At 58.4% G+C, this 14,562-nt stretch carries 13 protein-coding genes and 1 pseudogene; all 14 read left to right on the top strand.

The features are described 5' to 3' along the window. Positions 1-105: 105 nt before the first annotated feature. The 14 genes and pseudogenes from V6582_RS08540 to V6582_RS08475 all read left to right on the top strand — a co-directional run bounded on the left by V6582_RS08540 (position 106) and on the right by V6582_RS08475 (position 14,470). Positions 106-2,931, top strand: coding sequence for a [protein-PII] uridylyltransferase (locus V6582_RS08540; protein ID WP_156632985.1), 2,826 nt, complete (start codon positions 106-108; stop codon positions 2,929-2,931). Between the two features lies 1 nt (position 2,932). Next, entirely contained in the window at positions 2,933-4,531 is a 1,599-nt protein-coding gene (murJ, locus tag V6582_RS08535) for a murein biosynthesis integral membrane protein MurJ (RefSeq protein WP_156632986.1), read from the top strand. Beyond that, complete coding sequence (locus V6582_RS08530) at positions 4,518-4,922, top strand: VOC family protein (protein WP_156632987.1); 405 nt, start codon at positions 4,518-4,520, stop codon at positions 4,920-4,922. The genes murJ and V6582_RS08530 overlap by 14 nt, the downstream gene beginning before the upstream one ends. Positions 4,923-5,027: 105 nt before the next feature. Beyond that, positions 5,028-6,092: a tryptophan--tRNA ligase gene (gene trpS, locus V6582_RS08525; protein WP_156632988.1), complete on the top strand. Its 1,065-nt coding sequence runs from the start codon at positions 5,028-5,030 to the stop codon at positions 6,090-6,092. Between the two features lie 189 nt (positions 6,093-6,281). After that, positions 6,282-6,774: pseudogene (locus tag V6582_RS08520) on the top strand (universal stress protein). A gap of 164 nt (positions 6,775-6,938) precedes the next feature. Further along, positions 6,939-7,499 (top strand): NifU family protein, encoded by a 561-nt coding sequence (locus tag V6582_RS08515; protein ID WP_156632989.1) that lies wholly within the window; start codon positions 6,939-6,941, stop codon positions 7,497-7,499. A 79-nt stretch (positions 7,500-7,578) separates the two neighbouring features. Further along, a complete protein-coding gene (gene tsaB / locus V6582_RS08510; protein ID WP_156632990.1) occupies positions 7,579-8,268 on the top strand; it encodes a tRNA (adenosine(37)-N6)-threonylcarbamoyltransferase complex dimerization subunit type 1 TsaB in 690 nt (229 codons plus the stop codon). A gap of 172 nt (positions 8,269-8,440) precedes the next feature. Then, positions 8,441-8,938, top strand: coding sequence for a GNAT family N-acetyltransferase (locus V6582_RS08505; protein WP_012654831.1), 498 nt, complete (start codon positions 8,441-8,443; stop codon positions 8,936-8,938). Between the two features lie 37 nt (positions 8,939-8,975). Further along, complete coding sequence (locus tag V6582_RS08500) at positions 8,976-9,404, top strand: Fur family transcriptional regulator (protein ID WP_070151459.1); 429 nt, start codon at positions 8,976-8,978, stop codon at positions 9,402-9,404. Positions 9,405-9,435: 31 nt separating this feature from the next. Continuing rightward, positions 9,436-10,233 (top strand): lysophospholipid acyltransferase family protein, encoded by a 798-nt coding sequence (locus tag V6582_RS08495; protein WP_156633076.1) that lies wholly within the window; start codon positions 9,436-9,438, stop codon positions 10,231-10,233. Between the two features lie 104 nt (positions 10,234-10,337). After that, positions 10,338-11,771, top strand: coding sequence for a tRNA (N6-isopentenyl adenosine(37)-C2)-methylthiotransferase MiaB (gene miaB / locus V6582_RS08490; protein ID WP_156632991.1), 1,434 nt, complete (start codon positions 10,338-10,340; stop codon positions 11,769-11,771). A 41-nt stretch (positions 11,772-11,812) separates the two neighbouring features. Further along, positions 11,813-12,886 (top strand): PhoH family protein, encoded by a 1,074-nt coding sequence (locus V6582_RS08485; RefSeq protein WP_156632992.1) that lies wholly within the window; start codon positions 11,813-11,815, stop codon positions 12,884-12,886. 36 nt (positions 12,887-12,922) lie between these two features. Beyond that, on the top strand, positions 12,923-13,426 hold the full coding sequence (gene ybeY / locus V6582_RS08480) for an rRNA maturation RNase YbeY (RefSeq protein ID WP_156632993.1): 504 nt from the start codon (positions 12,923-12,925) through the stop codon (positions 13,424-13,426). Between the two features lie 12 nt (positions 13,427-13,438). Beyond that, complete coding sequence (locus V6582_RS08475) at positions 13,439-14,470, top strand: hemolysin family protein (protein WP_156632994.1); 1,032 nt, start codon at positions 13,439-13,441, stop codon at positions 14,468-14,470. Positions 14,471-14,562: the final 92 nt, after the last annotated feature.

The raw sequence follows: 14,562 nt of genomic DNA, 5'->3' as shown, positions 1-14,562 counted from the left end.
GAATTGTTGGCTATCCTGTTGCCCGCAGCGCCTTAAAAACGCTAAACCCGTTACAGACAAAAGCCGCCTCATTCCAAGCGGCAGGGAACAGATAACCGGACGATCATGGCAAAGCACGATCCATCAGACGCAACCCTCCCCGATTTCAAGGCATTGGAGGCGGAATGCATGTCCATCGTGCTGCAGAATGGCAAGGTGCCGGAAACGCGGGCCGCCATTCTCCCCTTGCTGAAAAAGGCAAGCACGGATGGCCGGGAGGCGGCCCTGCGCCATCTGATCGCCAATGGCAGCGGGTTGGAATGCGCCGGGATGATTTCCAAACTCCAGGACAATCTGATCGCGCTGGTGCATCGCATGGTGACCCAGGCGGTCTACCCCACCACCCAGCATGAATTTGCCGTGGCTGCTGTTGGCGGTTATGGCCGCAGCACCCTCGCTCCGGGGTCCGACATCGATCTGTTGTTCCTGCTGTCGGTCAAGGCCGGGGCGGATGCCCGCAAGGCGGTGGAATTTCTGCTTTATATTCTCTGGGATCTGGGTTTCAAGGTCGGACATGCCACTCGCCTGGTTGAGGAATGCATCCGGCTGTCGCGCACCGACATGACCATCAGGACTGCCATTCTCGAAACCCGTTACATCTGCGGCGAAGCGTTGCTGGTTGGCGAATTGCAGAAACGGTTTGATGCGGAGGTGGTTGAAAAGACCGCGCCTGAATTCATTGCCGCCAAACTGGCCGAACGCGATGAACGGCATCGCAAGGCTGGCGACACCCGCTATCTGGTTGAGCCGAATGTGAAGGAAGGCAAGGGCGGGTTGCGCGACCTGCACACGCTGTTCTGGATCGCCAAATATTATTACCGGATTTCCGATCCTGCCGACCTGGTCAAGCTGGGTGTTCTGTCGCGCCAGGAATGGCGGATGTTTCAGAAATCCGATGATTTCCTCTGGGCGGTGCGCTGCCATATGCATTTCGCCACCGGCAAGCCGGAAGAGCGGCTGTCCTTCGATCTCCAGCCGGAAATCGCCCGCAATCTTGGCTATAATGCCCGTCCCGGCCTTTCGGAGGTCGAGCGTTTCATGAAGCATTATTTCCATGTCGCCAAGAATGTCGGCGACCTGACCCGGATCGTCTGTGCCAGTCTGGAGGACAAGCAGGCGAAGGCCGCTCCAGGACTGACCGCAGCCATCGGGCGTTTTGCCCATCGGCCCCGGCGCATTCCCGGCACGCCTGAGTTCATCGAGGACAGGGGCCGGATTGCTCTGTCCGGTCCGGATATTTTCAAGCGTGATCCGATCAATATCATGCGCTTTTTCCATGTCGCTGACCTGCACGGGCTTGAATTCCATCCCGATGCATTAAAGGCGATTACCCGCTGCCTGCCGCTGATCGATCATGATTTCCGCGAGAACGAGGAGGCCAACCGGCTGTTCCTCTCCATCCTGACCTCCAAACGCGACCCGGCGCTGATGCTGACCCGGATGAACGAAGCGGGCGTGCTGGGCAAGTTTATCCCGGATTTCGGGCGGATCGTTTCGATGATGCAGTTCAATATGTATCATCATTATACCGTGGACGAGCATTTGATCCGCTCGGTCGGCGTTCTGGCCGAGGTCGATCAGGGGCAGCATGCCGAGATCCATCCGTTGGTGGTCAAGCTGATGCCGAATATAGAGGAGCGCACTGTGCTGTTCGTCGCGGTGCTGCTGCATGACATCGCCAAGGGCCGTCAGGAAGACCATTCGATTGCCGGTGCCAAGGTTGCCCGGCGCCTCGGACCGCGTCTCGGTTTGAACGACAAGCAGACCGAACTGGTGGTCTGGTTGATCGAACAGCATCTGCTGATGTCGATGGTTGCCCAGACCCGTGATCTGCACGACCGCAAGACCATTACCGATTTTGCCGAAAAGGTGCAGTCGCTTGACAGGCTGCGCATGCTGCTGGTTCTGACGGTCTGCGATATCCGTGCTGTCGGTCCGGGCGTCTGGAACGGCTGGAAAGGCCAATTGCTGCGCACGCTCTATTATGAAACTGAATTGCTGCTATCAGGCGGCTTCTCCGAAAGCCCGCGCAAGGAGCGCGCCAAACAGGCTGCCGAGCAATTGGCGGCGGCCCTGTCGGACTGGAGCCAGAAGGACCAGAAGACCTATACCAAGCTGCATTATCAACCCTATCTGCTGACGGTGCCGTTGGAAGACCAGGTGCGCCATGCCCATTTTATCCGCCAGGCTGACAAGGCCGATCAGGCGTTGGCAACCATGGTCCGCACCCATTCCTTCCACGCGATCACCGAGATCACGGTGCTTGCCCCCGACCATCCGCGCCTGTTGTCGATCATTGCCGGTGCCTGTGCGGCGGCGGGCGCCAATATTGCCGATGCGCAGATTTTCACCACCTCCGATGGCCGGGCGCTCGATACCATTCTCATCAATAGGGAGTTTCCCATCGATGAGGATGAGATGCGCCGGGGCAATACGATCAGCAAGATGATTGAAGACGTGCTGGCGGGCAAAAAGCGCCTGCCGGAAGTGATTGCCACCCGCACCAAGGGCCGCAAACGCAACAAGACTTTTCCCGTCAAGCCGCATGTGACGATCTCCAACAGCCTCTCCAATAAGTTTACGGTGATCGAGATCGAATGTCTCGACCGCATCGGCTTGCTGGCCGAAGTCACGGCGGTTCTGGCAGATCTGTCGCTCGATATTCACTCGGCCCGTATCACCACCTTTGGCGAAAAGGTCATCGATACTTTTTATGTCATCGATCTGGTTGGCCAGAAGATCACCAATGAAAACCGGCAGGGGTCCATTTCAGTTCGGCTGAAAGCGGTGATGAGCGAGCAGCCCGACGAATTGCGCGAGCAGATGCCATCGGGCATTATCGCGCCCGCCGCGACAAAATCCCCGGCTGCTGAAAAGAAAGCCCGCGTCTGATATGTCCCTCGTCAAGAAGTTCATGACCGTTGGCGGCGCCACGCTTGGCAGCCGATTGTTCGGTTTTGCCCGCGAAACCCTGATGGCGGCGGCGCTGGGTACCGGGCCGATGGCCGATGTGTTTTATGCGGCTTTCCGCTTTCCCAACCTGTTTCGCCGGTTGTTTGCCGAAGGCGCCTTCAACGCCGCTTTCGTGCCGCTGTTTTCCAAGGAGATCGAGGCAAACGGACTGGACGGCGCCAAGCGTTTTTCCGAAGAAGTCTTCGGCGTCCTCTTTACCGTGCTGTTGCTGATCACAATCGCCATGGAGCTCTCCATGCCGCTCCTGGTGCGGTTTGTCATCGCTCCGGGTTTTGCCGATGACGCGGAAAAATTTTCGCTGACCGTGCGTCTCGCCGTGGTGATGTTTCCCTATCTGATGTGCATGTCGCTCACGGCGATGTTGAGCGGCATGCTCAATTCGCTGCATCACTTTTTCGCCGCCGCCGTCGCGCCGATTTTTCTCAATCTGGTGATGATCAGTGCGCTGTTTTATGCGCTCTACTATGGTGTCGAGCCTGTCGTGACCGCCTGGTATCTCTCCTGGTCGGTGCTGGTGGCCGGGATTTTGCAACTGCTGGTGGTCTATATCGGCGTGCGCCATGCGGGGATAAGGCTCGGCTTCAAATGGCCGAAGATCACTCCCAATGTGAAACGGTTGCTGGTGCTGGCCGTCCCCGCAGCGGTGACCGGCGGCATTACCCAGATCAACCAGTTGATCGGCCAGGCGATTGCCTCCTCCAAGGATGGGGCGATTGCCGCTCTGCAATATGCCGACCGTATCTATCAACTGCCCTTGGGCGTGGTGGGCGTTGCCGTTGGTGTGGTGCTCTTGCCGGAACTGGCACGGGCGCTGAAATCCGATCACCGGCGTGAGGCCTCGACCATCCAGAACAGGTCGATCGAATTCGTGCTGTTCCTGACCCTGCCAGCGGCGGTCGGGCTTTGGGTTCTGTCGGACGATATCATCCGGGTGCTGTATGAGCGCGGCGCATTTACCGCGCATAATACCGCTATTGTCGGGGCAATCCTCGCCTATTACGGCTTGGGCCTGCCCGGTTTCGTGATGATCAAGGCCTTGCAGCCCGGTTTTTATGCCCGCGAGGATACAAAAACCCCGATGCGGTTCACCGGCATTTCGGTGGTGGTCAATTCGGCGCTGGCCATTTCGCTGTTTCCGCTGTTGCAGGAGCGGGGCATCGCCATTGCGGAAGCGACGGCGGGCGCCATCAACACGGTTCTATTGTTTACCATGCTGGTACGGCGCGGACATTTGCAGGTGGAATGGGCGCTGGTATCCCGGGCGCTGCGGCTTTTGCTGGCGGCGCTCATCATGGGCGCGGCGCTGATGGCGCTGTCGGGCTTTTTCGCGCCCTATATAGGCACCGGTTCACCCTTCCTGCACAAGGTGCTGGTGCTGTTCATCCAGATCGGTCTGGCGATGCTGATCTATTTCTCAGTGGCCTTCCTGATCGGTGGTGCGGATCTCGGCATGATCAGGCGCAATCTGAAGCGCAAGGGGCGCGCGACGACAAGCGAGGCCGCCGATGACGCAGAATAGGCCGGTAAAACGCATTGCCACCGTAACCCTTGTGGTGGATGACTATGATCGGGCGCTGGCCTTTTATTGCGGCAAGCTGGGCTTTGCCTGCAAAGCAGATATCGATCTGGGCGATGGCAAGCGCTGGGTGGTTGTTTCTGCCGCTGAAGGCGGTGCCGGGCTGCTTCTGGCGCAGGCGGATGGAGAAAAACAGGTGGCGGCAATCGGTAACCAGGCCGGCGGCCGGGTTGCCTTTTTTCTGGAAACGGATGACTTTGCCCGCGATCATGCGGCGTTTATCGCTGATGGTATCGCCTTTCAGGAAGAGCCGCGTTACGAGCCCTACGGCACGGTCGCCGTGTTCGAAGATCTCTACGGCAATCTCTGGGATCTGATCGAGCCAAAATTATAATCGCGCCTCAGCCTTTCCCCGCTTGATCGAAAACGCCTGCCTGTGCATAAGCGCTGTAAATCCACACGAGGTATCAGGCCCTCCACAAGTCTGCTGAGGTCAATCATGAGCGAATTCAAGCCGCTGGTTTTTTCCGGTGTTCAGCCTACGGGCAATCTCCATCTTGGCAATTACCTCGGCGCGATCCGCAAATTCGTCGCGCTCCAGGAGAATAACGACTGCATGTATTGCGTCGTCGATCTGCATGCGCTGACGGCGCAATTGGTGCATGAGGATATGCGCGGTCAGATCCGGTCGATCACGGCGGCTTTTCTCGCGGCGGGTATCGACCCCGTCAAGCATATCGTTTTCAACCAGAGCCAGGTGCCACAGCATGCCGAACTGGCCTGGATCTTCAACTGTGTCGCCCGCATCGGCTGGATGAACCGGATGACCCAGTTTAAGGATAAGGCCGGCAAGGACCGTGAGCAGGCCTCGCTTGGCCTGTTTGCCTATCCAAGCCTGATGGCTGCCGACATCCTTGTCTACCGCGCCACCCATGTGCCTGTGGGCGATGACCAGAAGCAGCATCTGGAACTGACCCGCGATATCGCCATGAAGTTCAACCTGGATTTTGCCCAGCAGATCCGCCCGACTGGACTTGGCATCGACATCACCGTCGGCAACGAGCCGGTGCATGCCTATTTCCCGATGGTCGAGCCGTTGATCGACGGTCCGGCCCCCAGGGTGATGAGCCTGAAGGATGGCACCAAGAAAATGTCGAAATCCGATCCTTCGGATCTGTCGCGCATCAACCTGATGGACGATGCCGAGGCGATTGCCAAGAAGATCCGCAAGGCCAAGACCGATCCGGATGCCCTGCCAAGCGAAACGGATGGATTGGCCGGACGGCCGGAGGCCGATAATCTGGTTGGCATTTATGCAGCCCTTGCCGACAAGACCAAAGCCGAGGTGCTGGCGGAATTCGGCGGGCAGCAGTTCTCGGTGTTCAAGCCTGCTCTGATCGAACTTGCTGTCGAGGTTCTGTCGCCGATCACCGGTGAAATGCGCCGGTTGACGGGAGATCCCGCTCATATCGATGCCGTGTTGCGCGACGGTGGTGAGCGGGCGCGGGTGCGGGCTGAAAAAACCATGACGGAAATCCGCGACATTATCGGTTTCGTGCGCTAGAGTTTGTCAGGGAAAAGTGGAAACCGGTTTTCCCGAAAAGACAAACGACAAAAAAGAATCGAGGGTCTGTCTGGTTCAATCTGAACCTGACAGACTCTAAGCTTTGATGATGATGCGTGGCAGGTGTCATGCGTCATCAGGTAACGGTTATCGGGGCCGGTCGATCCGGCCTGACGAACAGGGCAGGCCATGGTATCGAAACGTCTATCGCGTCTTGACGGGCACCGACGAAAATTTCTGACGGTCATCGACGATACGCCGGAATGCTCCCGCGCCGTCCATTATGCTGGAAGGCGCGCCAAGAATTCGAATGGCGGGCTGGTTCTGCTCTATGTGATTCCCGAGGGCGATTTCCAGCAATGGCTGGGTGTCGAGGAAATCATGCGGGCCGAGGCCCGGGAAGCCGCCGATGCGGTCATGGCAAAATCCGCCCAGACGGTGCGTGAAACCATTGGGCTTGAGCCGGAAATCGTCATCCGCGAGGGCAGTGCCGCCGAGCAGATTCAGGCGGTGATTGAGGAAGATCGCGATATCGCCATCCTCGTTCTGGCCGCCGGTTCTGCCAAGGACGGGCCTGGCCCGCTGGTATCGATGATCGCCGGGCGGGCACAGGCGTTTCCCATTCCGGTGACTGGTGCTGCCGGATACGCTGAGCAATGAAGAAATCGACGCGCTTTGCTGAAAAGCGAGACTGGACATGCCTTCAAGGTGAGGCTGCCTCGGCATCTTCGGTGCTGTGGTATAAGATGTTTATTTACAGCCAGTGCTTGAAGCAGGACCTGCGAAGGTTTATTTTTGAAGCATTCTAAATCGAACCAGGCTTTGCCGGTTCGCAAGGAGTTTGTGATGTTCATTCAGACGGAATCCACCCCCAATCCGGCCACTTTGAAATTCCTGCCGGGCAAGGTGGTGATGGAAAACGGCACGGCTGAATTCCGCGACCGGGAAGCGGCCATGGCCTCGCCACTGGCTGAAAAGCTGTTTGCCATACCCGGCGTCACCTCCGTGTTCTTTGGCTATGACTTTGTGACCGTCACCAAGGATACCGCCGAATGGCCGCATCTGAAGCCAGCCATCCTCGGTTCGATCATGGAGCATTTCATGAGCGGCGCGCCGATCATGGGCAGCGCTGTCGCCGGAGATGAGGCGTCGGATGGTGAGTTCTTCAACGAGGGCGATGAGGCCATCGTTGCCACCATCAAGGAACTGCTGGAAACCCGGGTGCGTCCGGCTGTCGCCCAGGACGGTGGCGATATCACTTTCCGTGGATTCCGGGATGGCAAGGTGTTTCTCAACATGAAGGGTTCCTGTGCGGGTTGCCCGTCCTCCACCGCGACGCTGAAGCATGGCGTGCAGAACCTGCTGCGCCATTTCATTCCCGAAGTGCAGGAAGTCGAAGCCGTTTGATGCGGTTTGGGCGCGGCGTCCCTCAGGTTGCCGCGCTTTCGAGAAATGTGAAACGTCAGGCAATGAAAAGCGAGCAGGCATGATCCTTTTGGCAATCGACACCTCTGGCGTTGATTGCGCCGTTGGCCTGTATGACAGCGCTCTCGACCGGATGCTGGCGTCCAGAAGCGAGACGATTGGCCGTGGCCATGCCGAAAAGCTGATGGACATGATCGATGCGGTTCTGGACGAGGCCTCAATCGCGCTGCCCGGTGTCGAGCGGGTTGCGGTCACCATTGGACCCGGCTCCTTCACAGGTATACGTGTCGGCCTGTCGGCGGCGCGTGGCCTTGCCCTGGCGCTGGGGGTTGATATCGTCGGCATTTCAACCCTCGCCGTTCTGGCGGCGGCAGAGCGCAGGCGGGGTGATGCGGTTGCGGTACTTGCTGCGATGGATGCCAAGCGCGATGAAGTCTATGTCCAGGGGTTCAGTGCTGATGCTGTCGGGCTGGATGACGCTCGATTGCTGTCGGTGGACGCATTTCGAGCGATAGCGGCTGAATTTGTAGACCATGGCGGTGGACGCATCACAGGCTCGGCGTGTCGGCTGCTGGAGAAGGACGCGGCAGGGGAGGGTGAAGAGGCAGCAACAGTGGAAGCCGATCACTTTCCGATGCAGGATATTGTCAGGCTTGGAGCGGTTGCGCAGGCCTCGGGCAAGCCTAAGCCGCTTTACTTGCGGGGGCCGGATGTCAAGCCGCAGGCAGGTTTTGCCGTGGCGCGGGCGTGATCCCGTTTTAGAGCACGATGGGCTGGTGGGTTTTTAGATGATAAACGCAATATAGTTAAATCTGCTGCGTATTTTCACCATAAATCCCAGGTGATCTTAGGAATTATCGGGTAATCTGCGCCGTGAGCATGTCGGAATAAACATATTTTATCCTGACTCTGGGGAGGGTCTTATGCTTGAAACAATTTTTGCCCGTAAAGCCGAGTTTGAAATCGTCGCCATGGAGCTGGACGATTGCCACGACGTGTCGGAATTGCATGGCCAGCGGTTTTCGCAGCCATGGAATGATGGCGCATTCGAAAGCCTGCTTTTGCAGCCCAATGTCTTCGGTTTCGTGATTCGCCAGACCAATACGCTGATGTTCAAGCCACAGCTGAGCGGTTTCGTGCTGGCCCGCGAAGCGGCGGGCGAAGCGGAAATCCTGACGATTGCCGTGCATGAAAAGGGCGCCCGAAACGGTCTTGGCTGGCGGCTGATGCAGGGGGCGATGCGTGAATCCAGGGTGCGCGGCGGGGAAATCATGTTCCTCGAAGTGGATGACGGCAATCACCCCGCCATCAATCTTTACCGCAAGCTCGGCTTTGAAAAAGCTGGCGAAAGACCGGCTTATTACGCCGATGCCAACGGTCGTCGCAGTGCGGCGCTTGTCATGCGGCGCGATCTTCGCTAACTCGTGACTATCGAAATTCACGAGCAACCGGACCATCATGACGGAGACGCCGAAAACGCTGGAAGAGCTCTGCGCGGAGCGTGGCATGCGCATGACCGAACAGCGGCGGATCATCGCGCGCATTCTTGAAGGCTGCGACGACCATCCTGACGTCGAAGAGCTGTACCGCCGCTCTTCAGTGATAGACGCCAAAATTTCGATCTCGACCGTCTATCGCACCGTCAAGCTGTTTGAGGATGCCGGAATCATCGCCCGCCACGATTTTCGCGATGGGCGCTCCCGTTACGAAACGGTGCCGGAAGAACACCATGATCATCTGATCGATTTGAAGACGGGCGTGGTCATCGAGTTCCGCTCACCCGAGATCGAGGCGCTCCAGGAGCGAATTGCTCGAGAACATGGCTTCCGGCTGGTGGATCACCGGCTGGAACTCTATGGCGTGCCATTGGCGAAGGACGAGCCGTGAGCAGGGCAAGCTTTGGCTGTTCGTGGCAGCCATGATCATCACCATCCGAACTGTCTTCATGCTGGCGCTGCTTGTCGCCGTCACGCTGATTATGCTGCCGCTGCAATTGCTTGGCCTGGCGTTTGATCTGAAAATACGACGGTTATTGCCGCGCTATTGGCACAGGATTGCCTGTCTGGTTCTTGGTATCCGGGTGCGGGTGCATGGCCTGCCGGAATGGCAAAGACCGTTGATGCTGGCCGTCAATCACTGTTCCTGGACCGATATTCTGGTGCTGAGCTCCATTGCCGATGTGGTGTTCATCGCCAAGATGGAAGTGTCCGAATGGCCGATTTTCGGGACGCTGGCCAAGCTGCAAAAAAGCATTTTCATTCGCCGCGAGGAAAAACGGTCTTCAGGCGAGCAGGTCAATGACATTGCGGCCCGCATGGCGGATGGCGAAATCGTCGTGCTGTTTCCCGAAGGCACGACGTCGGACGGCAATCGGCTGCTGCCGGTCAAGTCCTCGTTGTTTGGTGCTGCCGCCATGGCGGTGCCGCTCGCCCCGGATGGTGTGGTTTATGTGCAGCCGGTTGCCATCGCCTATACGGGCATCCATGGCATGCCGATGGGCCGCTTCCATCGGCCACTGGTCAGTTGGCCGGGCGATGTCACGCTTGGACCGCATCTGGCCGGTCTGCTCAAGGTGGCGGCGGTGGATGTCGATGTGTGCTTCGGTGCACCGGTTGCCTATACGAAGGACAGCAATCGCAAACGGGTGAGCGCCAGGGTGGAAGCGGAGATCCGCCGTATGCTGCTGTCAAAGCTGATAGGCCGGACTATCGAATAGCAGACGATAGAAAACGGGCTGTCTATCCCTTTTCGTTTCGCCGCTTTTCATTGGGATGAGGCGGCACTCTTTGCTAATGCCGATCATTGGTATAAAAGCGCGCCATGACCCAGGAAATTTCAAGCCTTTCAGCATCGGTAGAGCCGGTGTCCGCCATGGTTGACAATACCTCTGCCCAGCAAAAACCTGCGCCGCAGAAGAAGGTGTTCATCAAGACCTATGGCTGTCAGATGAATGTCTATGACAGCAGCCGCATGGCCGATGCGCTGGTGGCTGAAGGCTATCAATCGACCGAGGATATGGAAGAAGCCAGCCTCGTGCTGCTCAATACCTGTCATATCCGCGAAAAGGCCGCCGACAAGGTCTATTCGGCGCTGGGCCGGCTGCGTGAAATGAAAAAGATTCGCGCCGCAAGAGGCGAGGAATTCATGATCGGCGTGGCCGGTTGCGTCGCCCAGGCCGAGGGCGAGGAAATCGTCCGCCGCGAACCGGGCGTCGATGTGGTTGTCGGTCCGCAGACCTATCACCGCCTGCCGCAGGCCTTGAGGCGGGCGCGGGGCGGGGAGCGGGTGGTCGATACCGACTATGCCGTGGAAGACAAGTTCGAACATCTGCCTGATCCAACCAAGATCGTTGGCAAGCGCCGGATGATCACGGCGTTTCTGACCGTGCAGGAAGGCTGCGATAAGTTCTGCACGTTCTGCGTGGTGCCTTATACCCGTGGGTCCGAAGTTTCCCGGCCGCTTGCCCAATTGCTGGGTGAAGCCCAGAGACTGGTGGAAAGCGGCGTGCGCGAAATCACCCTGCTTGGTCAGAACGTCAATGCCTGGCATGGCAAGGGACCGGACGGTCGCGAGATGGGCCTTGGCGATCTTCTCTATAAGCTAGCCGAAATTCCGGGTCTTGCCCGGCTTCGCTACACGACCAGCCATCCGCGTGACATGGACGAGCGGCTGATCGAGGCGCATCGCGATCTGCGGATGTTAATGCCCTATCTGCATCTGCCGGTACAGTCCGGTTCCGACCGGATCCTGAAGGCGATGAACCGCCGGCATAAGGCTGCCGACTATATTGCACTCGTCGATCGTATCCGGGAGGCGCGTCCCGACATCGCCATATCAGGCGATTTCATCGTCGGTTTTCCCGGCGAAACGGATGCGGATTTCGAAGACACAATGAAATTGGTCGAGCGGGTCGGCTATGCACAGGCCTTTTCGTTCAAATATTCGCCACGTCCAGGCACGCCCGGTGCCGACATGCCCGACCATGTGGCCGAGGACGTGAAGACCGAACGGCTCGCTCGGTTGCAGGAACTGTTGTTAAAACAACAGCATGACTTTGCCCGCTCGCTGGTGGGCCAGACCATGGACCTGCTTTTGGAAAAGCCGGGCCGGATGCCGGGACAGATTATCGGCCGGTCCCCGTGGTTGCAGTCTGTGAATGTTGATGCAAAACCTTCGCAAATAGGCGACATTATTCAGGTACGAATCACGGATATCGGCCCAAACAGCTTGTTTGCCGAGGTGGCAGAGAGTTAGAGTGAGGGCAGGGACTGAATTCCGATAGGGAGCCTGATCGCTTGAACGCACCAGAAGTGGTAACCTCACCCTCGCGCAACACCAAAACCGCCGCGACCGACGCCAATCACTTCATCTTGACGTTCGAGAACAACCGGCATGCCAGCGAGCTTTTCGGCCAGTTCGAACAAAACCTGAAATTGCTGGAGCAACGGCTGAATATCAATGCCAGTGCACGCGGCAATTCCGTGTCCATCTCCGGCGACATCATGGCCACCAACCAGGCGCGCCGGGCGCTCGACTTCCTCTATGCCAGGCTGCAAAGCGGCGGCAGTGTCGAAGCCTCCGACGTGGAAGGCGCGATCCGCATGGCGGTGGCCGCCGACGACCAGCTGACCTTGCCGACGCTGGAGCGTAAGGCCAAGCTCAGCATGGCGCAGATTTCCACCCGCAAGAAGACCATTGTTGCCCGCACGCCCACCCAGGATGCCTATATGCGGGCGCTGGAACGGTCCGAGTTGGTCTTCGGCACCGGCCCGGCTGGCACCGGCAAGACCTATCTGGCCGTGGCGCAGGCCGCGCAATTGCTGGAACGTGGCGCGGTCGACAAGATCATCCTGTCGCGTCCTGCGGTCGAGGCGGGCGAACGGCTGGGCTTCCTGCCCGGCGATATGAAGGAAAAGGTCGATCCTTACCTGCGACCGCTCTATGACGCGCTCTATGACATGATGCTGGGCGACAAGGTGGAGCGGGCGATTACTGCCGGCGTAATCGAAATTGCCCCGCTTGCCTTCATGCGCGGACGCACGCTGGCCAATGCGGCCATCATCCTTGACGAAGCGCAGAACACCACATCCATGCAGATGAAGATGTTTCTGACGCGGCTTGGCGAAAATTCGCGGATGATCATTACCGGCGACCCGAGCCAGGTGGACCTGCCGCGGGGCGTCAAATCCGGCCTGGTCGAGGCTCTGGATATTCTGGCGGGCGTGGAAGGTGTCTCCTTCGTGCGCTTCAAGGATGTCGATGTTGTGCGTCACCCGCTTGTCGGGCGCATCGTCAGGGCCTATGATGCCCAATATGCGCAGCCTGAGCCTCACTATACGCAGCCTCCCGAAGGCGAGAAGCCGGAATAACCTGTTGCTGTGTCCTTGGTTGAGTACGTGTCATTGATGAAGAAACTTGACGTTCAGATCGCTATCGAAACCGATGGCTGGCCGGATGAGGCGGAACTTGAGGCGTTGAGCATACGGATTTTGGATCACGCGGCGGATTTCATCGCTGCTGAAGGCCAGCCTTTCGCGCCGATGCCAGCGGAGGTTTCCCTGGTCTTCACCGGTGACGCCGAGATCCAGGCGATCAACAGCGAATGGCGCGGGCAGGACAAGCCGACCAATGTCCTGTCCTTTCCGGCTTATCCGATAGAGCCCGGCGATAAGCCGGGACCGATGCTGGGCGATATCGTCATTGCCCGCCAGACGGTGGAGCGGGAAGCGGCGGAGCTGGACAAAACGGTTACGGACCATCTGACGCATTTGATGGTCCATGGATTCCTCCACCTTTTCGGTTATGATCACATGACCGAGGATGAGGCGGAGGAGATGGAGGGACTGGAGACTCGCATTTTGGCCGGTCTTGGCTTATCTGATCCTTATGCGGGTCAAGTCCCGGTTTGATAGAACGGTAAAATGAGCGATTTTTCGACACGATCGGCCAGTGAGGCCACGAAGGAGCAGGACGGCTCCTCCTCCGAAGAGGGGTCTAGTCCGCAGCGAAGTTCCGCGGCCCACAAGCCGCAATCATCTTTCTGGGCGCGTGCCGCCCGGATACTGAAACCCACCGGCGCCAGCCTGCGTGAGGATATCGCCGATGCGCTGATGTCCGACAGGGCCGCTGAAGAGGCCTTTTCCGCCGAAGAGCGGGCGATGCTGCACAATATTCTGCGCTTTCGCGAAGTGCGTGTCGAAGATGTCATGGTGCCACGCTCCGATATCCATGCTGTCGATGTCGAGACCAGCATCGGCGAATTGATGACACTGTTCCAGCAAACCGGCCATTCGCGCATGCCGGTCTATTGCGACACGCTGGACGATCCGCGCGGCATGGTGCATATCCGCGATCTTCTTTCCTATATCACCCTGAAAGCCCTGAACGGCAACGGTCTCGACCTCGCTTGCGTCGATCTCGGCGTGACGCTGGAGGAGGCGGGCATCATCCGCTCCATCCTGTTCGTGCCACCGTCCATGCAGGCCTCCGACCTTCTGGCCCGTATGCAGGCTGCCCGCACCCAGATGGCGCTGGTGATCGATGAATATGGCGGCACCGATGGACTGGTTTCGCATGAAGATATCGTCGAAATGGTGGTTGGCGACATCGAGGACGAGCATGACAAGGAAGAGGCGCTGTTCACCCGCGTGTCCCAGGATGTCTATCTGGCCGATGCCCGCATAGAACTGGAGGAAATCGCCGAGGTGATCGGTCCTGATTTCGATATCAGTGCGGAAATCGATGAAGTCGATACCCTGGGCGGATTGCTCTCCACCGCGATTGGCCGGGTGCCGCAGCGAGGTGAAGTGGTGCAGGCGGTGGCGGGCTTCGAACTGCATATTCTCGATGCCGATCCGCGAAGGGTGAAGAAGGTCCGCATCACCCGCATGGCGCCAATCGCCAAGCGCTTGCAGGAAGGTGCCGATTTGCAGACGGTCGGGCAGGGTAAGTAGCGGGCCTGTAGCCCATCACCTGTGGTTTTAAGACGGGGCGGCAGTTTTTAAAAAAGAACTGCCGCCCCTTCGATTCATGCAGGCAGGCTGTG

The organism is Agrobacterium vitis (assembly GCF_037039395.1).
GTDB classification, from domain to species: domain Bacteria; phylum Pseudomonadota; class Alphaproteobacteria; order Rhizobiales; family Rhizobiaceae; genus Allorhizobium; species Allorhizobium vitis_E.
The sequence above is the reverse complement of the archived record's forward strand: the minus strand, read 5'-3'. Positions and strand labels throughout refer to the sequence as shown.